We start from the raw sequence: 20,971 nt of genomic DNA on the forward strand, positions 1-20,971 counted from the left end.
GACCCCATCAAACGGTTTGTGGTTAGAACAGCCCGCGTCACGGACGCACCTATCTTGGAGACAGGAAAATGGATCCGCGCGACAAGCAGCGAGCCGCAGGGCGGGAAGAAACCGAAGCTCCCGGCATCGAACAACAGGACTGGGACGCTCTTGATAACGGTCGGGTGCCGCCTGGCAGCGTCGCCGTAAACGGCGATCCGGAGGACGATGCCGAAGCACAAGGCGTCCTCCCCGAAGAGGATGACGACAACCCCTATCAGGAGAGCGACGAAGCCTTGCCCGACGACGAGGAAGAACGTGTGCTGTCGCGGGATCCTTCCAAGGAAGGCAGTCGTTTTGACGAAGCATAGCGAAAGCTAGCGTGCCGTTGTTGATGGCCGGTGGTGCAGAGCACCTTTGAGGACTGTGGACCAGCTTCACTTTTGTCGGCCAGTTCGCGTCACGACATTTCGGCATCGCCACATCGGTAAGAGCAGCGATGGGATTTTCCCGCCTTCTATGGCCTGCAACGCTCCGCGGGCTGCGGGAGAAGGCGTCGCCGCAGAGCAAGGCGGTCGCGGCGCCACATCAGAAGGCCGGCCATTGATCAGGTTACGTGGGATCACTAACCATGGCCGTCAAAAATCGGGGGCGCAAATCGGCAGTGGACCCTTCACTGTTTGTAACTGGGGGGAACAACGGAGTGTGGGACAAGTTTTTGATCAAGCAAGCCGCCTCATGTTTGACCTGCAACCATGGCCGAGAAACGCGACAACAAATCCACAGCCGCTCTTCTTAGGCCGCAATTCTCGAATGAAACCATGCGCCGGTATCTACGGAGCTTGCCTTTGTTTCACGTAAACCGCTGGCTTCCTGACAAACTGCGCGAATCACTCAAGCGTCTCGACCGCAAGCGTAAATGAAACCAACCGCAATCCAACAAAAGGCGCGGGCCACGCTCTTGCCGTTTCAGACGAATGCGCCATCAGCTCTCCTTCACATTACGATCACAGTCCTTCGAGAGGGGCAGAGACTATGCATCCTTGCTTAAGCGTCCGCGTTTGTAATTCACAAATCCGGAGTTCAAGTCATGAAGGTCGACACTCTCCCTGCGCCTAAAGTCAACCCAGACCAGGTCGATATCCTCGTCAACAAACCGGGACACTTCGTCGAGGAGTGGATCGAGGGGCATGCGGTTAGACCGGCCGCCGAAGCATCCCCGGAGGCCGCGGCAGAAAGACTGGCGAGAGCTTGCATCGCGGACGCGGAGCGGGAAGGCATCCTCGCGGAAGAAATCAGCGATGAGGTCGGCGATTTGAAAGAGTACCTCGCCGACGCGCTCCTCGCCGAGGCCGGCCGCGAAACGGGCGTCGACACCGCTCCGACGGCGCAAGCATTCGGTGACACAAAGGCTTAGCTTTCACGGCAGGGAAGTTTGGATCGCGATGACGCCAATCTCAACACGAGCCGTCCACATTTGCGTTGACATGCAGATGATGTTCTTACCGCCTGGGCCATGGGCGGTTGAGTGGCTGCCCGCCATCCTGCCGAAGGTGCTTTCGCTTGTCGACGGCAGGCCGGAGCGAACGATTTTCACCAGGTTCATAACGGCGAGAAGACCTGGCGAAGGCCAGGGCCATTGGCGTCAATACTATGAGCGCTGGTCGCAGATGACTATCGAATGTGCCGGCCCGGGGAGCCTCGAGCTGCTGCCCGAACTGCGTGATTTCGTGCCGCCGGCTCGCGTTTTCGATAAGTCCGTTTACTCTCCCTGGCTGACCGGCGAGCTCCACCGGAGCCTTCAGGCGGAAGGTGTGACCGAGCTTATCGTCAGCGGAGGCGAGGCCGACATGTGCGTGTTGGCGACGCTGCTCGGAGCGATCGACTTCGGTTACAGAACGATCCTGGTCGAGGATGCGATCTGCAGCACATCGGACGAAGCCTACGAAAATATACTCAAGCTGTTCACGACGCGATATTCGCATCATGTCGAAGTCGCCGCTGCGGAGGAGGTTCTGGATTTCTGGCGCTGACCCATCGCTCATCTCGCCCGGCACATGCCGGCCAAGGTGCCGCCCGCCAACGGATGAGCAGCCGTCCCTCGAATGCTCAGTCGTATCAGCGGGTGCGGTCGTCCGGCGCGAAAGACCGGTTGGCCACTGCCAAGTCTGGATCTAACCGGAACCGGCTGTCGGCCGGCCGCCGACTGGTTTCAAGGCGCTGACCCGCAAGATGCTCTCGATGAGATCTTTTTCCCGGAACGGCTTGTTGACCAATGGCACGTCCGATGGGCGGTTTGAAATTGCGTCAGCGTCGGCATAGCCGGTTATCATAACCGCTGGCCAATCGGAGCGCAGGTTGCGCGCGAAGCGAATTACCTCGATTCCGGACACGAGCGGCATTGCGAAATCGGTGACAATGACGTCGAACTCATGCGGTGTCCGTTCAATAATTGCCAGCGCCTCGGCACCCCCTGCTGCGCATGTCACTGTAAACCCGTGTTGCCGAAGCGATTCCGCGGTTAGCTGCCGCAATCCGCTGCTGTCGTCAATCAATAGAAGCGAAGGGAAAGCCTTCCCTGCAGTCTCGACCAGGACTCTCTCTCCATCCAGATCTGCCACATTGTCGGAAGGCTGCTCCGCTGAACGCGGCAGCCACAGCTCCATGGATGTTCCGCGCCCGACGAGGCTGTCTATGCGGAGCGCGCCGCCCGATTGCTTCATGAAACCGTATACCGTGCTGAGACCCAGCCCGGTGCCTTTCCCGACGGGCTTCGTCGTGAAAAACGGTTCGACGACCTTGGTCAGAATCTCCTTCGGGATGCCGGCACCGGTGTCCTTGACGGTGAGGACTACATACTCTCCGACCGCCAGGTCTTCGGAAGGTATTTTGATGACCCGATTTTGCGCCTGCACGGCAATTGTCCCGCCGGAGGGCATCGCGTCGCGCGCGTTGAACACCAGATTCATCAACGCCAACTCCAATTGGCCGACGTCGACATGCGCGGGCCAAACGGAGTTGTCGACCTTCCACTCAAAGCGGATCAGGCCGCCGAGCACGGGAGCCACCAAGCCGTTCATCGTATCTTCCAGCGCGGCCAGCCGCACTGCCGTCGGCTTCAGATTCTGACGCCGCGAAAAGGCAAGCATGCGGTTGACAAGTTCGGCGCCTTGCTTCGCGGAGCGGCGAGTGAGTTCAACGATCTTCTTTGCTTGCTCGTCAAGCGTGAGCTGCCTCTCGAGCAATCCTAGTCCGCTCAGAACCGCGGCAAGCAGATTGTTGAAATCGTGTGCCAGCCCTCCGGTGAGTTTCCCGACCGCTTCGAGGCGCTGTGACTGAAGAAGTTGATTTTCGAGCTCACGCCGCTCGGTCACGTCAAGCAAAGTGCCGAGGATTTCAGGTCGGCGTCCGTCGACACCTTTCGACAGGATTCCTTGGTCGAGAAAGATACGATATTTGCCATCGGCACACTGCCAGCGGAACTCGCATGTATAGGAGCCTGTCACCTTTGCCGCCAATAAAGCTTCCCGCACCCTGGGTAGATCTTCCGGATGCACCCGGCTCAGCCCAAACCGCGGCTCGGACGTCAGTCGCTCAGGCGGGAATCCCGTCAGACGTTCGACACCTTTTGAAACAAACCGGGCTGCAAAGGGCGGCTCGGCGAACCTGGCGTGAAAACAGACGGGCAAGGATCCAAGAATGGCCTCCTGCCGTTCTTCGGCGCCGCGCAGCGATCGTTCGGCCTCGAGCTTTTGCTTTTCGGCCTGCAAGGCTTTCGCCAGCAGTGCCTGTTCGGCGACCGCATTGCGCTGGATCTCGAGCGTCTTTTCGTGAAGCTCGACGAATACAGCCACTTTCGATCGCAGCATGGCGGGGTCGAAGGGCTTGAACATATAGTCCACTGCGCCGGCGTCGTAGCCACGCAGCATATGAGCATCTTCCTTGTTGATGGCCGTGAGGAAGATGAGAGGGGTTCGTCTGGACTGTTCGCGCTGGCGGATCAACGCGGCTGTTTCGTAGCCGTCGAGGCCCGGCATCAAAACATCCAGCAAGATAACGGCGAAATCCTCCTTTAGGAGGCAGCGCAGAGCCTCCTCGCCGGATTGCACAGCGACGACTTCCGCGAGTGGAGTGAGAACTTCTTCGATCGCCAACAGGTTTCGTTCGTCATCATCGACCGCCAGGATGCGTGCCTTTGACTGATTGTCCGCCAACTGCACAATCTCCAGTTTCTTCGAACGTATCCGCGACAGCCTTTGCATCGGGCATCCCGTCAGCTGACTGACCTAAGCAGATTTTGGGATGTCTCGACCCGATCCCGAGAGCGACCGATCCAGACCCGCAGCAGTGCCAACAGCAGGTCGAGATCGACAGGCTTGGCAATATAGTCGGAAGCCCCGGCTTCCAGGCATTTCTGCCGGTCGCCTTTCATCGCCTTTGCTGTCACCGATATCAACGGAATATGCGCGATGGAGGGTGTGTTGCGGATACTCCTCATCGTCTCGTAGCCGTCCATCTCCGGCATCATGATGTCGATCAAGGCTGCGTCGACGTCGGCATTCTCCTCCAGCAACGCTATCCCATCGCGACCGCGCTCAGCGTGAAGGACTTCGATATCGTAGGTCTCAAGGACGCTCGTCAGCGAATAGATGTTTCGAATATCGTCATCGACGATCAGGACTTTCGCGCCCGCAAGATTCGACCTGTTGTCAGCTCGTTCGGCACCTGCCCCGCTTTCCTCGCGCAATCCTCCCGGAAGCGTCGCAGATATATGGAGAGCCAATTGAGCAAAATTCTCAGCTCGCGGGACTGAGGACAAAGCGGGATTCAACGCCAGCACCTGTTCAACTGCCTCTGAATGAGGGGCAAAAAACAGCAGCGGCGGAAGGCCGTCTGAAAACTGGTTGGTGAGTTCGTCAAGGGCCCGCGCATTATCCCTGGCAGACTTTCCAAGCCCAAGGACAACCGCATCGAATGAGGCGAGGTCGATGTCCTCCGCGGTTGCCGCGCGACTGATTGCGGTGACCGAGGTGACGCCGTCCCGGATCGTCTCGACCAGGGAAAGTCGGCGCTCGGGATCGGAGTCAGCCACGAGCACCCGGCGCTGGACGCGCAGGTTCCTCGAATGAATTTCCTGGAACACCTTCACCAGCTCCTCGGATGACACCGGTTTGGTCGAGATGCTCGATGCCCCTTTGCGAGCCAGGCTATCGATGTCTTCCGCTCCGGAAATCACATGAATGGGAATGCCGGCGGTCTTCGGATCATGGCGCAGCAGGTCGAAGAGCACCCATCCATCGATGTCCGCAAGGCCGAGGTCCAGCGTGATCGCGTCCGGCACCAGTTTGCGGGCCAGCGCCAAGGTTCCGGAGCCTGCGGTCGAAAGGACGCCTTTCAACCCGGCAGACCGTGCCAGGCCCAGCAGCAGACCGCCAAAGGTCGGGTCGTCCTCGACGATCAAAACGACCCTGTCTTGCGCCGATATAGCGTCGCGATCGTCCATCAATTCCGCCGACGGCAAACCGCTGGGCGCCGCTGTCGTCGCGATTGCCTCGGTGGCCGGAAGCAGTTCCGGCTGGCTGGCGGCGGCAATCCTGGGACCATCGATCGGAATGACGAGCGTGAACGTCGATCCTTTGCCGGGAATGCTTTCAACTCTTAGCTCACCGCCGAGCAAACGGGCGATCTCACGGCTGATCGAGAGCCCAAGTCCGGTTCCTCCATATTTGCGGCTGGTCGTGCCGTCGGCCTGCTGGAACGCCTCGAAAATCAGTTTCTGTTTGTCTTCCGGGATGCCTATACCGGTGTCGGTCACCGCTATGGCAAGCGCTTTCCTGGGCAACTTGGCGCCGTTGCGGCGTCCCGTCTTTTCCATTCTGAAACTCAGGCTGACCTTGCCTTCGGAGGTGAACTTGAAGGCGTTCGACAGCAGGTTGAGCACGATCTGCTGCAACCGCTTCTCGTCCGTACGCACGGTTTCCGGAAGAGCGGGATCGACATTGATGGTAAAGCCCAGACCCTTGTCGGCTGCAAGCTGGCGGAACGTGCGCTCCATATGCTGTCGCAAATGGGCGACTGGCATATCGTTGATGTCGATCGAGACCGTGCCGGACTCGATCTTCGACAAATCGAGAATGTCGTTGATCAGGCTGAGAAGGTCCGTGCCGGCCGAATTGATGGTGCGAGCAAACTCGACCTGCTTTTCGTTGAGGTTGCCCTGCTGGTTCGTGGCAAGCAGATTTGAAAGAATGAGAAGCGAATTGAGCGGGGTTCTGAGCTCATGGCTCATGTTGGCGAGGAACTCGGATTTGTACTTGGAGGTAAGCGCCAGCTGCTCGGCTTTCTCCTCAAGCGCCCGGCGCGCCATCTCGATTTCGAGATTTTTGTTTTCGACCTGCTTTTTCTCATTCTCCAGAAGTTGAGCCTTCTCCTGGAGTTCCTCGTTCGTGGCGTGCAGTTCCTCCTGCTTTTTCGTCAGTTCGGTCTGGCGCGCCTGCAGCTCGGATGTCAGCAATTGCGATTGCTTGAGCAGGCCCTCGGTGCGCATCGTCGCCGCGATCGTGTTGAGGACGATGCCGACCGATTCCATCAGCTGATTGAGAAACGATTGGTGCGTGTCGCGGAACTCGCTGAAGGATGCGAGCTCGATGACGGCCTTGACCTCATCTTCGAACAAGGCAGGCAGAATGATGACGTTCGCCGGCGAGGCGCTGCCAAGCCCCGATGTGACGCGCAAAAAGTCCGGCGGAACATTGTCGAGCATAATGGCTCGCTTGTCGGCAGCACTTTGTCCGACGAGACCCTCACGCAGATCGAGGCGTTGCTTGATTGCCGCCTTGCTTTCGGCACCATAGGACGCCGCCAGTTCCAGATAGGACTCCTCCTCGTCCCGATTGGTCACGTAAAAGACGCCGTATTGCGCGTTCACAAGCGGAGCGAGCTCGGACATGATGAGACGCGACACGGTGGCCAGATCGCGCTCTCCCTGCAGCATGCGGGAGAAACGCGCGAGATTTGTCTTCAGCCAATCTTGCTCGGCGTTTTTCAACGTCTGATCCTTGAGATTGCGGATCATCTCGTTGATGTTGTCCTTGAGCGCGGCGACCTCTCCGGAAGCCTCGACGCTGATCGAGCGCGTCAGATCGCCCTTCGTCACCGCCGTCGAGACCTCGGCGATTGCGCGGACCTGGGTGGTCAGATTGGCCGCCAACTGATTGACGTTGTCCGTAAGATCGCGCCACAGACCGGCGGCGCCAGGCACGCGTGCCTGGCCTCCAAGCTTGCCTTCGATGCCGACTTCGCGCGCGACATTGGTCACCTGGTCGGCAAAGGTGGCGAGCGTTTCGATCATCCCGTTAATGGTGTCGGCCAGGGAGGCGATTTCGCCCTTCGCGTCCACAGTCAGCTTGCGTTTGAGATTGCCTTGCGCAACCGCAGTCACCACGTCGGCGATGCCGCGCACCTGGTTGGTCAGATTGGTGGCCATCAGGTTGACGTTGTCGGTCAGATCCTTCCAGGTGCCGGCCACGCCGCGCACTTCGGCCTGACCGCCAAGCTTTCCTTCCGTGCCGACTTCACGTGCGACGCGTGTCACCTCGCCGGCGAAGGAGTTCAGCTGGTCGACCATGGTGTTGATGGTCGACTTGAGCTCGAGGATTTCGCCCTTCACGTCGACGGTGATCTTCTTCGAAAGATCGCCTCGCGCGACCGCCGTCGTCACTTCGGCGATGTTGCGAACCTGGCCGGTCAGATTCTCGGCCATGGAATTCACGTTGTCGGTCAAGTCCTTCCATGTACCGGCCACGCCTCGCACCTGGGCTTGGCCGCCGAGCTTTCCTTCGGTGCCGACTTCGCGCGCCACGCGTGTCACCTCGCCGGCGAAGGAGTTCAGCTGATCGACCATGGTGTTGATGGTCGACTTGAGCTCGAGGATCTCGCCCTTGACGTCCACGGTGATCTTCTTGGAAAGGTCGCCGAGCGCCACGGCCGTGGTCACTTCCGCGATGTTGCGCACCTGGCCCGTCAGGTTGGCCGCCATCGCGTTCACATTGTCGGTCAGGTCCTTCCAGGTGCCGCCCACGCCTCTGACCTGCGCTTGGCCGCCGAGCTTGCCGTCCGAGCCGACCTCACGCGCCACGCGCGTCACCTCCGAGGCAAAGGAATTCAGCTGATCAACCATCGTGTTGATCACGTCCTTGATCTGCAGGATCTCTCCCAAGGCATCGACGGTGATCTTCTGCGTCAGATCGCCGGTCGCGATCGCGGTCGCGACTTTGGACACGTCGCGCAACTGCACGGTTAGATTGCCGGCCATGGCGTTGACGTTGTCGGTCAGGTCTTTCCACGTGCCGCCGACGCCTTCCACATGGGCCTGGCCGCCGAGCTTGCCTTCCGATCCGACCTCGCGCGCCACGCGCGTGACTTCGGAGGCGAAGGAGTTCAGCTGGTCGACCATCGTATTGACGGTATCCTTGAGCTCGAGGATCTCGCCTTTGACGTCCACGGTGATCTTCTTGGAAAGGTCGCCGCGGGCGACGGCTGTCGTCACCTCGGCGATGTTGCGAACCTGGCCAGTCAGGTTGGCCGCCATCAGGTTCACGTTGTCAGTCAGGTCTTTCCAGGTGCCCCCGACGCCCCTCACCTCTGCCTGCCCGCCGAGCTTGCCTTCCGTGCCCACTTCGCGCGCAACGCGCGTGACTTCGGAGGCGAAGGAGTTCAGCTGATCGACCATCGTGTTGATCGTATCCTTGAGCTCGAGAATCTCCCCTTGCACTGCCACCGTGATCTTTTTCGACAGGTCGCCCGAAGCAACCGCCGTCGTGACCTCGGCAATGTTGCGCACTTGGCCGGTGAGGTTCTCGGCCATGGAATTGACGTTGTCGGTCAGGTCTTTCCAGGTACCGGCGACGCCGCGAACCTGGGCCTGGCCGCCGAGCTTGCCCTCGGTGCCGACCTCGCGCGCGACGCGCGTGACCTCGGATGCGAACGAGTTCAACTGATCGACCATCGTGTTGATGGTGTTCTTGAGTTCCAGGATCTCGCCCTTCACGTCGACGGTGATCTTCTTCGAGAGATCGCCCAGCGCGACCGCCGTCGTCACCTCGGCAATGTTGCGAACCTGGCCGGTCAGATTCTCGGCCATCGAGTTCACATTGTCGGTGAGGTCCTTCCACGTGCCGCCGACGCCTTCGACCCGCGCCTGGCCCCCGAGCTTGCCTTCCGTGCCGACCTCGCGCGCGACGCGCGTCACTTCCGATGCGAACGAGTTCAACTGATCGACCATCGTGTTGATGGTGTTCTTGAGCTCGAGGATCTCGCCCTTCACATCGACAGTGATCTTCTTAGACAAATCGCCTGACGCCACCGCAGTGGTCACCTCGGCGATATTGCGCACCTGGCCGGTAAGGTTGGTGGCCATGGCGTTGACGTTGTCGGTCAGGTCCTTCCACGTGCCGGCCACGCCCTTCACCCGCGCTTGTCCGCCGAGCTTTCCCTCCGTTCCAACCTCACGCGCGACACGTGTCACTTCGGAGGCAAAGGAAGCCAGTTGCCCCACCATCGTGTTGACGATCTTGCCTATGCGCAGGAACTCCCCGCGCAGCGGGCGGCCGTCGATTTCGACCATCATTGTCTGGGAAAGGTCGCCCTTGGCCACTGCCCCGATGACGCGGGCCACTTCGGCGGTCGGTTGAACCATGTCTTCGATCAGGTCGTTGACCGACCTGACGCTTGATTCCCAGCTGCCGGTGGCATTGCGGACATGACCCCGCTCGCCAATTCTCCCGTCCTTGCCGACGACCCTGCTCAGTCGCTCAAACTCCTTCGTCACCTGATCGTTGAGTTCGACGATCTGGTTGAAGGCATCGGCAATATCGGAATCGATTCCTTCGTAGATGTTATCGATCCGGATGGAGAAGTCGCCTCGCCTGAAGGCCTTTAAGGAATTGAGAATCTGACGACGATCTAATTGCGCCCTTGATGCCTGCACGCTCACAGTGCCCCTCCCCAGTCCATCTGCTTTTGAAGAAACTGATGATCAGATGAAGTCCCGCCCTCGCGGCGAGGTATACAATTCACCGCAAGCTCCACAACGTGGTGGGCGCCAATTTGTTCCGACGCGAGATCGAATCTTATCCGCACGCCGGCAAACGCTTAAAAAAGCGCGAAGGCTCGCCCGTTGTTTGGCTTGCTTTGCCCTGGAATTGCTTGGCGTATTCAGCCCAATCGGAAGCTGCGACACCGCCGCCCGCGGGCTCTTGTCAACTTTGGCGAACCGCTTCGTAAGCTATTGGCCGATAACGATTATGTTAGTCGCAGAGGGGCGATACCGCAGGCGGCCGGCAAGGCCGGCTCGCCTCATGCCATTTCGGGGCGTCTTGAAGCTTCGCGGATCGCCTTGTGGACATTGCGCTGCAGGTCCATGAACTCCGCGCTTTCCATGACCTCTTCCCGGCGCGGGCGCTCTATGTCGACGTTGAAGGTTCGCATGATACGTCCCGGGCCGATCCCCATGACGACGATGCGGTCGGACAGATAGACGGCCTCCTCCACGTCATGAGTGACGAAGAGCACGGTCAGCCGGTGCTCCTCCCAGATCTGCGTCAGCAGCTCCTGCATCTGGTGCCTAGTCAAGGCGTCGAGCGCGCCGAAGGGCTCGTCCATGAGCAGCATCTTGGGCCGATAGGACAGCGCCCGCGCAATGGCGACGCGCTGCTTCATGCCGCCCGACAGTTCCGACGGGTAAAGGTCGGCGCAGTGCGGCAGCTTGACGAGGTCGAGATGCTCGCGCGCGATCCTGCGGCAGGTCGAGCGATCATAGCCGGCGGCCTTGAGGGCAAATTCTATGTTCTGCTGCGCCGTCAGCCAAGGCAGCAGCGTGTAGGACTGGAAGACGACGCCGCGGTCGAGCCCGGGCTTAAGGATCGGCGAGTCGTCGATGTCGAGCTCGCCCGCGTCGAAATCCTGCAGCCCGGCCACGATCGACAGCAGCGTGCTCTTGCCGCAACCCGACGTGCCCACCAGCGAGACGAACTCGTTGTCGGCAAGATCGAGATTGATGTCGCGCAGCACCTCGGTGCGCCGCTCCCCGGTGCCAAAGCTCTTGTGGAGGCCTTCGATGCGCAGTTTGGGCAAGCTCATCGGCCGAACCTCATTGCGCGTGCCCTTCCTGCCGGAACAGCACCTTTCCGAGCGCCTTCATCACCTGGTCGGTGATGAGACCGAGCACGCCCAAGAGCAAGATGTAGCCGATGATGGTGTTGGTCTGGAAATAGCGCTGCGACACGGTGATGCGGTAGCCGAGACCGGATGTCGCCGCGACGAGCTCAGCCAGCACGAGCCAGGTCCACGCCCAGCCCAGGCTGATGCGCAGCGTATCCCAGATGCCGGGCAAGGCGCTGGGCACCACGATGCGCGTCAGGATCTTGCGGTCCGGCAGGCCGAGCGTCCTGCCGAGGCCGACGAAATCCGTCGGCACCCGCTTCACATTGTCCATGATCATCAGGACCTGCTGGAAGAAGGTGCCGATGAAGATGATCAGGAACTTCTGGGCGTCGCCGGTGCCCGACCAGAGGATGGAAAGCGGCACGAAGGCGACCACCGGCATATAGCGGATGAAATCCACCAGCGGCTCGACGGCGGCTTCCCAGACCCTGAAGCTGCCGATCAGCACGCCGATCGGAATCGCCAGTGCCGAGGCGATCAGGAAGCCGATGGAGATGCGGTATATCGAGGCCTTGAGGTCCAGCCACAGCGTGCCGTCGCTCCAGAGCTTGCCGAGCTGCCCCGCCACGCTTTCCGGCGAGGGCAGGAAGATGGGCTTCACCAGCTCCAGGCCCGTTGCCGCCCACCAGGCAAGGCCGAGGCCGGCAAAAACGGCCACGGCGATCATCAGGAAACGCGACCGCGTGATGGGCGCGCCGATTCCGGAGGATCGGCGGCGCAATACCGGTCGCGCAGCCGATCTTTGTGCGGGGCCGGGCTGGCTCGTTTTGGCGGCGCGCTGCTCGGACATCCGCGCTACCACCGCGACGCAGCCTTGGTCATTCCGCGGCCTTGACGAATGACGGGTCGATCATCTGCTCCGGTGTCACGTCGGCCTGGAGCAGCCCGGCATTCTTGGCGGCGGCTTCGACATCGGCGAATGTCTTGGTGGAGAACTCGCCGGTCAGAGCGCTCTTGTTCTCGGCGAGAGAATAATAGCGCACGCCGTCGAAGGCGGTGTTGAGGTCCTCGACAGTGGAACCGACGGCCTTGGAAATGATGGCGCGGCCACCGGCGGTATCGCCGTTGTAGTCCTTCAGGGCCGCATCCCAGGTCTTGATCATGGCAAGCACCTGGCCGGGTCGCGACTTGATCACCTCGTCGCGCACCACAAGCACGTCGCTAATCAACCCGGGATCCTCGCCGGCGGTGAAGAGCAGCTTGACGTCCTTGTTCTGCGCCCTGGCCGCGGTGAGATAAGGTTCGTAGGTGACCGCGACCGGGACCTGTCCGGCAATCAGCGCGCTGCCGGCGTCGGCCGCCGGCATCGGCACGGGCTGCACATCGGCGATGGACATGCCGTTCTTGGCAAGGGCGTATTTGAGCAGGATGTCGCTGGTCGTGCCCTCCTCGAAGGCGACCTGCTTGCCCTTGAGGTCGGCGACGGAGGAAATATCCTTGCCGGCGATCATGGCGTCGGCCGTCATGCTGACGTCGAGCAGCAGCACGATTTTCACCGGCAGGCCCGCCGCAACCATGCCCATCGCGGTATGGGTCGCGATGTTGGCCGCATCGAGCTGGCCGCTCGCGAGCGCGGCATTGATGTCCTTGTCTTCCGCGAAGTTGACGATTTGGACGTCCGACAACCCGCTTGCCTTGAACAGGCCCTTGGCCTCGGCGACGTGCCACTGGCCATAGCCGAGCCATGGCTCGATGCCGATCTTGAAGGTGCCCGCTTCAGGCGTCGCGGGAATGGCCGCGTCGGCGGCAAAGGCCGCCGGGGCGAACCCGATGACGGCAGCCGCGACGAGTGCACGAAATTGTCCTGCTAGGTTACGCATCATCTCTGTTCCCCTTTATGATCGCGCCGCTCTTTGAACTGCATATCCGGCCTGGATGAGAATGCGGGCTTATGCTCTTGCGGCATTGTGCCTCGGCGTCTTACCTGCCGCTTCAACGGAAGCGCAAGGATACTCGACGTCGGCGGCGGTGAATGTCAAGACTAAAATACATACATGCATATACAAGTTGGACAGGTTAGGTTCGCAACTTTCGGAACATCAGACCGCATTCGTTTGCCGCATGGCGTTACGGCCGATGGCATCCAGGAAGTCCGTCACGCGATTTGCGCCGGAACAGGGCTCGCCTTGCCGCGATCAGCCGCTTTTGGAAGGAGAGTACCGGCTGCCGAGCGAATAGCGGCTGCCGACATAGGTCAGCTTGCTGATCGTGGCGACGATCGCTCCTGTCCACGTCCGGCGGTGCAGAAGCAGGCAGCAGCTGCCGGCATCGATGCCCAGATGCCGCGCCGTCTCGGCATCGGCTGGGATTGCCGAGATGATGTGCTCGACCTCGGTCACCGGTGTTTTCTGCATCAGATAGTCGTAGGTCGCGGTCTTGGAAAAATCCTGCTTGTCGTAGTCGGGTATCAGGCTCGGATTGACGAAGCGCTCTTCCAGTTGCACAGGCAGATCGTTCTCGAAATTGACGACGACTGAATGGTAGACCGACGAACGCCTGGCGAACTCGAAGGACAGCGCAAGCTCCTTTTCCGGCATGATTTTTTCGAGGACGAGAACCTCGGAACGATGCTTGTTGCCGCGTGCCAGGATCTCGGCCGCGATATTGTTGATCTCGATCAGGGCCGACTGCGGCCGCGGCGGTGCAATGAATGTTCCCACGCCCTGCAGCCGGATCAGAAATCCCGCCGAGGTCAGTTCCCGCAAGGCACGGTGGATCGTCATCCTGGAGACGCCAAGCGCTGCCACGAATTCATTTTCGGACGGCAGCTTGCGGTCCTTGCTCCACCGGCCGGTTCCGATGTTCGTCAGGATGTAGTCCTTGACCTTCTCGTAGAGGGGGCTGGCCGTATCGGGCAGAGTGTTCATTTCAGATGTCCTTTCCGGCAAGCATCGGAAATCAGGAATGCTCAAGGGGTTGCCGCATCCGGATGATTGTTTTCAAGCCGTCGCCCTGGCCTTCCAGCAGCCGCCGATAGGCCGCGGGGACGTCATCCAGGCCGATCTCGCGGTCGATCAGGCTGATCAGCGGCTCGCTCAGCTCACCCAGCATCCGGATGGCATCGGGAAGCTCGTCGGCGAAGGCGTGGCAGCCCAGCAACGCGATCTCCCGCTCGACCAGCATGTTGGGGTCGATGTCGAGCCGGCCGTGGAAGATGCCGACCATCGCAATGGTGCCGCCCGGGCCGAGAACACCCAGCAACTGACTGAGCGCGGCGATGCTGCCTGTCGCCTCGACGGCCGCCAGCAAGGGGGCATCCCCGGTCGCTGAGGCAATGGCGTCCGCGTCCAGGTCGACGATCGTGGCGCCGGTCACGCGCGCGACGCGAGCGCAGCGGCCTTGGTTGCGGTCGGCGATCAATACGGTGCCCGCGAACGTCCGCGACAGCAGCAAGGCGGCAAGCCCGCCGATGGTCCCGCAGCCGAGGACAAGTACCGAGCCTGCTGTTTTCGGCAGGCGCCGCACCGCGTGCAGCGCAACGGCGAGCGGCTCGGCCATCGCCGCTACCCGTGCATCAAGCGCGGCATCGACGCTATGCAACAGGCGCGCGGGGAGCACGGCCTGTTCGGCAAATCCGCCGTCGCATATTTCGCCGACGAAGCCGAGCGACGTGCAAAGATGCCGGCCGCCGGCACGGCATTGCGCGCACTCTCCGCACCAGAAGCGGGAATCGGCGACCACCCGGTCGCCAATGGCGATGGTGTCGACGCCCTCACCGACGGCGATCACTGTGCCCGTCAATTCATGGCCGGCCGTCGAAGGCGAGCGGCTTATCCATTGACCGGTGCGGAAATTGTGCAGGTCGGAACCGCAGATGCCCGCGGCGTCCACCTTGAGCTTCACCCAGCCCGCATCGGGGACGCCCGGGGCGGCGATATCCTCAACGCGCAAGTCGCCGGGCCCGTAAAGTCGCGCGGCCTTCATCGTCTTCGCTTCCGCTCAGACCGAGAGATAGCGGCTGCGGATTTCCGAGACCGCGTTTTCATGCGAGCTGAAGCCTTCGTAGCGGGCGAGCCTGCGCGCATGCCGGGCGAGTTCCGGATAGGCCGCCGACGTCACATAACCGACTGACGAGCGCTTGACGAAATCCGTGACCGACAGCGGCCCATACGTGCGCGCCCACCGGCTGGTCGGCAACACGGCATTGGGCCCGAGGACAAAGTTGGCGAGCGTCACCGGCGTATGCGGACCCATGAGGATCTCGGCCGCTTCGGTGATGTGCCCGAGATGCGCGAACGGTTCCTTCGACAGGATCTCGAGATGCTCCGGAGCGTAGTCGTTGATGAAGCGATAGCTGTCCTCTAGGGACGCGGTCAGCACGATGCCGCCGCGCGTTCCGGTCAGCACAGCGCGCGAGAATTCGACGCGCTGTTCGCTCATGCGGGACCAATGCTGCGGCAGCGCGGCAAGCGCGGCCTCGGCGACCTTGCGGCTGTGCGTTACCAGATAGGCCGAGGAATCCGCCCCGTGCTCGGCTTCGATCAAAAGGTCCAGCGCGGCAAGGCCGCCATCGACGCTGTCATCGGCAAAGATGATGGCTTCAGACGGGCCGGCCGGAAGGCCGGTGTTGATGACCGAGGACAGCAGGCTCTTTGCCGCCACCACCCAGGGACTGCCCGGCCCGACGATCTTGACGGCGGGCTTCACCGTCTCGGTGCCATAGGCGACAGCAGCGACCGCCTGGGCGCCACCGCATTTGTATACAGTCTCGACGCCGGCGAGGCGTGCGGCAACCAGGGTCGCGGCATCGACGGATCCATCGGAAGTCGGCGGCGTCACTATCGCTATCTGGGGCACGCCGGCAATCACAGCCGGGACCGAGGTCATCATCGTCACCGACGGGAAGGCGCCCTTGCCGCGCGGAACGTAAAGCGCCACGGAGGCGATCGGGGTGTATCGGTCACCCGCATAGGCGCCCGGCCGGACTTCCTTCAGCCACATCGTTTCCGGACGCTGCTCCTCGTGGAAATGCCTGATGTTCTCGATACCGAACCGGATGCTCTCCACGACATCCTTTTCGATCTTGTCGAATGCCGCGTCGAACTCCGCTTCCGAGACCTTGAGCCCGCCATCGGCCACATCGGCCTTATCGAGCTCGCGCGCGAACCGAAGCAGGGCCGCATCACCTTCGGTCCTGACCGCCTCGATGATCGGACGGGCTTTTTCGATGAAGACCGAAAGATCGGCTTCGGCGCGCCTCAACAGGCTGGCCCGCCGGTCGGCGTCGAGGGTCGACAGGTCGTGGAAGCTGATATCGGACATGGCTGCTCCTTCTCCTGGAACGCAGTGGCGGTTGGCGATGGCCGGTCACACGCCTGGAAGACCTTTGAGACCGGCAACACGGGGCAAGGACCGCAGATAGAACAATTGCCAGCCCATAAAGTATATACATGTACGTATAACAGCTGCCAGCATTTTCTGCGCTCGGCCAACTCGAGCTCAGCTGATGGGAGGCCATCTCTCAGATCGACGCGAGAAAGCCGCCATCGACGGGGATGGACTGACCGGTGATGTAGGCCGAGGCATCGGAGGCGAGGAATACCGCAATCCCGTGCAGGTCCGACAGGTCGCCGAAGCGGTGCTGCGGGATTTTGGCGAGCATCGATTGCCGCCATGCCTCATTGCCGTAGAACACTTCCGTCATTGCCGTTCTGAAATAGCCGGGGGCGATGGCGTTGACCCTGATCCCCAGATCAGCCCACTCGGCCGCCAGAGCGCGCGTCATGCCGAGCAGGCCCGACTTCGACGAGCCATAGGGCACAGCCGTCGGAATCCCGACTTCGGAGGTGAGCGAGCAAAGATTGATGATGACGCCGGGCCGACCGGCGTTCTTCATGTGCTGCGCGGCGGCCTGGGCGCAGAAGAATGCGCCTTTGAGATTCGTGTCGACGATCCTGTCCCAAAGCGCTTCGTCGACATCGAGCGAGGGGTGGACTTCCTCCATCCCGGCATTGTTGACGAGAATATCGAGACCGCCGAGCAGGCCGGCGGCCTCGGCCGTCGCCGCCCTGCAGCGGCCGACATCGGTGACGTCCAGGGCGATGGCGTGCGCCACCCCGCCGGCGGCGCGGATGGTGGCCGTCGTCTCCCCAAGCGAGGCAAGGCTGCGTGCCGTGACGGCGACATCGGCGCCGGCCGCGCTCAGCGCCTCGGCAATGGAACGCCCGATGCCGCGGCTTGCGCCGGTGACGAGCGCTTTCCGGCCCGAAAGGTCGAAGAGCGGAGCGTTGCGCATGCGATCCTCCTTGGCACGGCCGGCATGGCGATCTCCCTCGAGCCTAGCCGATCGAACTTACCTATACAAGCATATACAAATCAATTGGGCTGCGGTAGTGATTGAGGGCATGCGCGACAACCGGTCGATCTGGAACAAGACTGCGAAGTCGCTCCGTCATTCATGGATTTGAGAGGCACGATCGATGCGCCGCTTGGTTGACCATGGAGCGATGAGCGCGGCCGGCTATGCCACGCCGTGGAGCGTAAGGCCCGGCCAGCGGGTGGACCTTGGCCTCTCCTGCAGCCGGCCGGTGGAAGGCGTGCGGATATGCCGGCTGGACACGCAAGCCGCGGACTTTGTGGATTGGCCAATCGAGGCGACATCCGAGCCGGACGTGCATCGCAGCTTCGATCATGGATCATACCTTCGCCTGCGTGCCGAGGAGCTTGCAAAAGCGCCGGCCGTCAAGGGCATCCGATTTGAGCTGTTTCTCACCCGCAATACGGGGTCGCGCACGATCCTGGAAGCGGGGTCCTTTCTGCTGGGCCTTCGCGATGGGGCGATCGCCTTGGAGACGCGGAATGATCGTCTGTTCTCTGCGCAGGTTCCGCAGGGGGTTTGGCTGACGGTCGAGCTCGGCCTGCGTGAGGACGAGCCGTTCTTCAAGCTGAAATCTCACGACCTCCTCGCCCCTTACGAATTCAAGCGGCGCCTGCGCGACGCCGAATGGCATCCGCAAGGGCGCGACATCCTCTTCGGCGCGAGCGGCTCTCGAAGCGAGCTCACTCTCAATGCGAGATTTGCGGCTATTCGGCTGGAGACTTCTCAGGGGCCAATCGCCTGGGATTTCCCGACTCTGCTGCCGACGGGACCGATCCTGTCGTCAGGCGGACCGGTTCCGCTGGCGCTCGATGTGATCAATCAGCCTACATTCTGCGTGACATCGGCGCGCTGGGACGGATCGAGCTTCGACCCCCGGCTCGTGCCTTCGCAATACGATGCCGTCCATTGCCATGACGATGACATGGGACCGCTCGACTGGCCCGCTTCCCACTGCGCCGCGGTGCCCGAGAATGCAAAGCCGGGCGTGTACGCTTTCCAGGTGGAATGGGACGGCGGCTACGAGCGCATCGTGTTCTTCGTCACCTCCGCGCGTGCCTCTTCACCGCTGCTTTATCTGCTGCCGACCGCGACCTATCTCGCTTACGCGGACGAGTATCTCCCAGACCATCTTTATGAATGGAAGTGCGACGATCGCGGACACCGCTTTGCCATCGCAAACAGCCTCAAGTCGCTCTACGACTATCACTCCGATCTCAGCGGCGTGTCGATCTGCTCCTATCGCAAACCCAAAGTGACATTGCGGGACGACTACAACTACCCGCTATGCGGCTGCCCTCACAACTTGCCGGTCGATCTGCATTTCCTCAGATTCTGCAACGAGAACGGCATAGCGCTCGATATCGTCACCGATCACGATCTGCATCGGCAGGGGATCGAGGTTCTCCGCGGGCATCGGGCCGTCGTGACCGGAAGCCATCCGGAATACATGTCGACCGAGATGGAAGGGGCACTGCGGCAATTCGCGGCCGAGGGCGGCAGCATCGCCTATCTCGGCGGAAACGGCTTTGCCGGAACGGTCGCCTTCAAGGACGACCTGATGGAATTGCGCCGCTCGCCCCTGGAACCTGGCCGCACATGGGACGGCCCGGTCAGCGAACAATATCTGTCGATAACCAACGAGCCTGGCGGCCACCTTCGCTCCCGGGGCCGCGGCGAGTTTTCACTGGTTGGCGGCGCGATTTCGCTGATGGGTTTCGACGGCGCGCGCCCGTTCACGCGAACGCCCGAAAGCCACGCGCCGGAATGCGCATGGCTGTTTGAAGGCATCGAGGACAAAACCTTCGGTTCGGAAGGCATCGTATTGGGTGCCGCCGCGGGTTACGAGGTGGATGCGACGAACCCGGCCCTGGGCACGTCGGCCGACACCGTCGTGATCGCCCGCGCGACGGACTTTCCGGCCGGCTTCTTCCAGGATCCCTCGCGCTGGTACGCGGGCGGGGATGAAGAACGCGTCGGCCGTCGCTGCGCCGAAATGACCTTACGAAATCTTGCTGCGGGCGGCCTGATCTTTTCAGCAAGTTCGGTCGCCTGGTGCGGCGCGCTGCCTGCCGGCAAAGCAATGAACGACGTGGGGAGGATCACCCTCAACCTGCTCAACCGTCTCTCGGCATTGCAAAGCAGGAGGCCAACTCCGACGCCCGGCGATCAAGCCTGATGAGGAGCACTGAAATGCTGAAGAGATTGGGACTGGCGGTCTTCATGGTCGCGGCAACCATGAACTCCGCCTGCGCGGATACCATGGCGCGCCCGAAAAATGTGGAAGGCCATGCGGGCTTGAGCATTCATTGCTGCCCTGTAAACGCGGCCACGCGGACGTGATCGCAGCTACGCTCGATCCGATCGAGTCGGAAAGGCTCAAACGATCGCGAGGCCGGTAGCATCAGACTCAGCCAGTTCGTTAACGCGGCGGAACTGGCAATTGGCCAGATCGCCACCGACTTGCGCCCGTCACGGGCGCCCGACCATATCCAGCCGGCGCGAGAAAGCGCCCCTTGGCAGCGGCGTGCTGGAGATCGCGGGAGTCATTCTGGTCGGCCCTGAGCGTGAATTTGCTCTTTACCGACCCCAGAGATTTCGCCATGTCCCTCTGCCATTCCTCTGTCGCATGGCTACGACGCGGCGGCAGGCCTCCACGCCGCGGCGCCGCTCGAAAAAGGTTTGAGCCGCCATATTCCGTTTAGCTTCCGGTCTTGATCTGGGTCCAGAGGCGGTTGAGCACGCGCTGCTCCTTGGACCCCTAGGGAGAAATCGTGAAAAGCTTCTTGAGTGTTTCGCGACCGTCGGCGCCCTCCATCCGCCAGGATAGGTCGCGCTGGGAAGCCAGCGGCCTATACGATCCCTCAATCCCGTAGCGCGTCGTCGAAGGCATATCAACCAGGTCGTGAGCGCGACTAGTTGGACCGAAACCTGTCTGTCGATCTTGAGGATCAACTCGCACATAGCAGTCTTCGCCTTCAGGTCTGGCCTGACGACGCTCTCAAAGCAGATGTTTCAGCGATTGAGCACGATCTAGATAGATAGAATATCAGCTTCATTGCCGAGGTTTTCTATGAACGAGCAAAATCGATGTTCCTGGCGGGAGCGTATGACGATCCTCGGCGATGTCGAGGTGGCATCCTTTCTTCCGTGGATCGAGCGTCATGCCGCCAAGCTGGGGCTCGCGCATGCAATATGCGTTGCCGGTCCCGACCGCATTGAACTCGACATTGCCGGTCCGGTCGAACTCATCGACATGATGGAGATGGGGTGCTCTCTTGGACCAATCGATGTCTGGGTCGAGACCATCCGCCGGGCGCCGATCGAGAGCGAATCGGGCTAAGTTTCTGGGCCTGCGGCCCTCTGCCTGCGGAGGTGTGATGCACTTTTTTTAGGCATTATTGCCAGTGAGGAAATGTTGTGCAAACGTAACCCGGCGTATTAGCATATCCT

Annotated in this window: 15 protein-coding genes; 6 read left to right on the plus strand and 9 right to left on the minus strand. The window is 61.3% G+C overall.

Annotated elements, in window-relative coordinates; genetic code table 11:
• Positions 1-68: 68 nt before the first annotated feature.
• The 3 genes from FJ423_RS03005 (at position 69) to FJ423_RS03015 (ending at position 2,012) form a co-directional block, all read left to right on the plus strand.
• The gene (locus tag FJ423_RS03005) at positions 69-350 is read left to right on the plus strand and encodes a hypothetical protein (RefSeq protein ID WP_140839079.1); all 282 of its coding nucleotides are present in this window, start codon (positions 69-71) and stop codon (positions 348-350) included.
• Positions 351-1,069: 719 nt separating this feature from the next.
• The gene (locus FJ423_RS03010; RefSeq protein ID WP_140839081.1) at positions 1,070-1,396 is read left to right on the plus strand and encodes a DUF768 domain-containing protein; all 327 of its coding nucleotides are present in this window, start codon (positions 1,070-1,072) and stop codon (positions 1,394-1,396) included.
• A 28-nt stretch (positions 1,397-1,424) separates the two neighbouring features.
• Complete coding sequence (locus FJ423_RS03015; RefSeq protein WP_140839082.1) at positions 1,425-2,012, plus strand: isochorismatase family cysteine hydrolase; 588 nt, start codon at positions 1,425-1,427, stop codon at positions 2,010-2,012.
• Positions 2,013-2,153: 141 nt separating this feature from the next.
• On the opposite strand, the gene FJ423_RS03020 is transcribed toward FJ423_RS03015, so the two are convergent.
• The 9 genes from FJ423_RS03020 to FJ423_RS03060 all read right to left on the minus strand — a co-directional run bounded on the left by FJ423_RS03020 (position 2,154) and on the right by FJ423_RS03060 (position 17,437).
• Entirely contained in the window at positions 2,154-4,241 is a 2,088-nt protein-coding gene (locus FJ423_RS03020; RefSeq protein ID WP_140839084.1) for a response regulator, read from the minus strand.
• 11 nt (positions 4,242-4,252) lie between these two features.
• Entirely contained in the window at positions 4,253-9,967 is a 5,715-nt protein-coding gene (locus tag FJ423_RS03025) for a HAMP domain-containing protein (protein ID WP_140839513.1), read from the minus strand.
• A 368-nt stretch (positions 9,968-10,335) separates the two neighbouring features.
• Positions 10,336-11,118 carry an ABC transporter ATP-binding protein gene (locus tag FJ423_RS03030; protein ID WP_140839086.1) on the minus strand — a complete coding sequence of 261 codons (783 nt, stop codon included), beginning with the start codon at positions 11,116-11,118 and terminating at the stop codon, positions 10,336-10,338.
• Between the two features lie 10 nt (positions 11,119-11,128).
• The gene (locus FJ423_RS03035) at positions 11,129-11,869 is read right to left on the minus strand and encodes an ABC transporter permease (protein WP_176477106.1); all 741 of its coding nucleotides are present in this window, start codon (positions 11,867-11,869) and stop codon (positions 11,129-11,131) included.
• 151 nt (positions 11,870-12,020) lie between these two features.
• Positions 12,021-13,022, minus strand: a complete 1,002-nt coding sequence (locus tag FJ423_RS03040) for an ABC transporter substrate-binding protein (protein ID WP_140839090.1) — start codon at positions 13,020-13,022, stop codon at positions 12,021-12,023.
• A 315-nt stretch (positions 13,023-13,337) separates the two neighbouring features.
• Complete coding sequence (gene hutC, locus FJ423_RS03045; protein ID WP_095768633.1) at positions 13,338-14,069, minus strand: histidine utilization repressor; 732 nt, start codon at positions 14,067-14,069, stop codon at positions 13,338-13,340.
• Between the two features lie 31 nt (positions 14,070-14,100).
• A complete protein-coding gene (locus tag FJ423_RS03050; RefSeq protein WP_140839092.1) occupies positions 14,101-15,126 on the minus strand; it encodes an alcohol dehydrogenase catalytic domain-containing protein in 1,026 nt (341 codons plus the stop codon).
• Positions 15,127-15,141: 15 nt separating this feature from the next.
• Positions 15,142-16,464 (minus strand): histidinol dehydrogenase, encoded by a 1,323-nt coding sequence (gene hisD / locus FJ423_RS03055; RefSeq protein WP_140839093.1) that lies wholly within the window; start codon positions 16,462-16,464, stop codon positions 15,142-15,144.
• 199 nt (positions 16,465-16,663) lie between these two features.
• The gene (locus tag FJ423_RS03060; protein ID WP_140839095.1) at positions 16,664-17,437 is read right to left on the minus strand and encodes a glucose 1-dehydrogenase; all 774 of its coding nucleotides are present in this window, start codon (positions 17,435-17,437) and stop codon (positions 16,664-16,666) included.
• A 184-nt stretch (positions 17,438-17,621) separates the two neighbouring features.
• Here FJ423_RS03060 and FJ423_RS03065 point away from each other — a divergent pair, with 184 nt between their 5' ends.
• From FJ423_RS03065 to FJ423_RS03070, 3 genes are all read left to right on the plus strand, one after another.
• Positions 17,622-19,697 (plus strand): N,N-dimethylformamidase beta subunit family domain-containing protein, encoded by a 2,076-nt coding sequence (locus tag FJ423_RS03065; RefSeq protein WP_140839097.1) that lies wholly within the window; start codon positions 17,622-17,624, stop codon positions 19,695-19,697.
• Positions 19,698-19,711: 14 nt separating this feature from the next.
• Positions 19,712-19,861, plus strand: a complete 150-nt coding sequence (locus FJ423_RS33455; protein WP_176477099.1) for a hypothetical protein — start codon at positions 19,712-19,714, stop codon at positions 19,859-19,861.
• A gap of 766 nt (positions 19,862-20,627) precedes the next feature.
• Positions 20,628-20,861, plus strand: a complete 234-nt coding sequence (locus tag FJ423_RS03070; RefSeq protein ID WP_245340561.1) for an acylphosphatase — start codon at positions 20,628-20,630, stop codon at positions 20,859-20,861.
• Positions 20,862-20,971: the final 110 nt, after the last annotated feature.

This window comes from Mesorhizobium sp. B2-8-9, from assembly GCF_006439475.1.
Taxonomy (GTDB): Bacteria; Pseudomonadota; Alphaproteobacteria; order Rhizobiales; family Rhizobiaceae; genus Mesorhizobium.

Coding starts and splice junctions, on each gene's coding strand:
- FJ423_RS03005 (WP_140839079.1), top strand. CDS start 69: ATGGATCCGCGCGACAAGCAGCGAGCCGCAGGGCGGGAAGAAACCGAA.
- FJ423_RS03010 (WP_140839081.1), top strand. CDS start 1,070: ATGAAGGTCGACACTCTCCCTGCGCCTAAAGTCAACCCAGACCAGGTC.
- FJ423_RS03015 (WP_140839082.1), top strand. CDS start 1,425: ATGACGCCAATCTCAACACGAGCCGTCCACATTTGCGTTGACATGCAG.
- FJ423_RS03020 (WP_140839084.1), bottom strand. CDS start 4,241: ATGCAAAGGCTGTCGCGGATACGTTCGAAGAAACTGGAGATTGTGCAG.
- FJ423_RS03030 (WP_140839086.1), bottom strand. CDS start 11,118: ATGAGCTTGCCCAAACTGCGCATCGAAGGCCTCCACAAGAGCTTTGGC.
- FJ423_RS03035 (WP_176477106.1), bottom strand. CDS start 11,869: ATGATCGCCGTGGCCGTTTTTGCCGGCCTCGGCCTTGCCTGGTGGGCG.
- FJ423_RS03040 (WP_140839090.1), bottom strand. CDS start 13,022: ATGCGTAACCTAGCAGGACAATTTCGTGCACTCGTCGCGGCTGCCGTC.
- hutC (WP_095768633.1), bottom strand. CDS start 14,069: ATGAACACTCTGCCCGATACGGCCAGCCCCCTCTACGAGAAGGTCAAG.
- FJ423_RS03050 (WP_140839092.1), bottom strand. CDS start 15,126: ATGAAGGCCGCGCGACTTTACGGGCCCGGCGACTTGCGCGTTGAGGAT.
- hisD (WP_140839093.1), bottom strand. CDS start 16,464: ATGTCCGATATCAGCTTCCACGACCTGTCGACCCTCGACGCCGACCGG.
- FJ423_RS03060 (WP_140839095.1), bottom strand. CDS start 17,437: ATGCGCAACGCTCCGCTCTTCGACCTTTCGGGCCGGAAAGCGCTCGTC.
- FJ423_RS03065 (WP_140839097.1), top strand. CDS start 17,622: ATGCGCCGCTTGGTTGACCATGGAGCGATGAGCGCGGCCGGCTATGCC.
- FJ423_RS33455 (WP_176477099.1), top strand. CDS start 19,712: ATGCTGAAGAGATTGGGACTGGCGGTCTTCATGGTCGCGGCAACCATG.
- FJ423_RS03070 (WP_245340561.1), top strand. CDS start 20,628: ATGACGATCCTCGGCGATGTCGAGGTGGCATCCTTTCTTCCGTGGATC.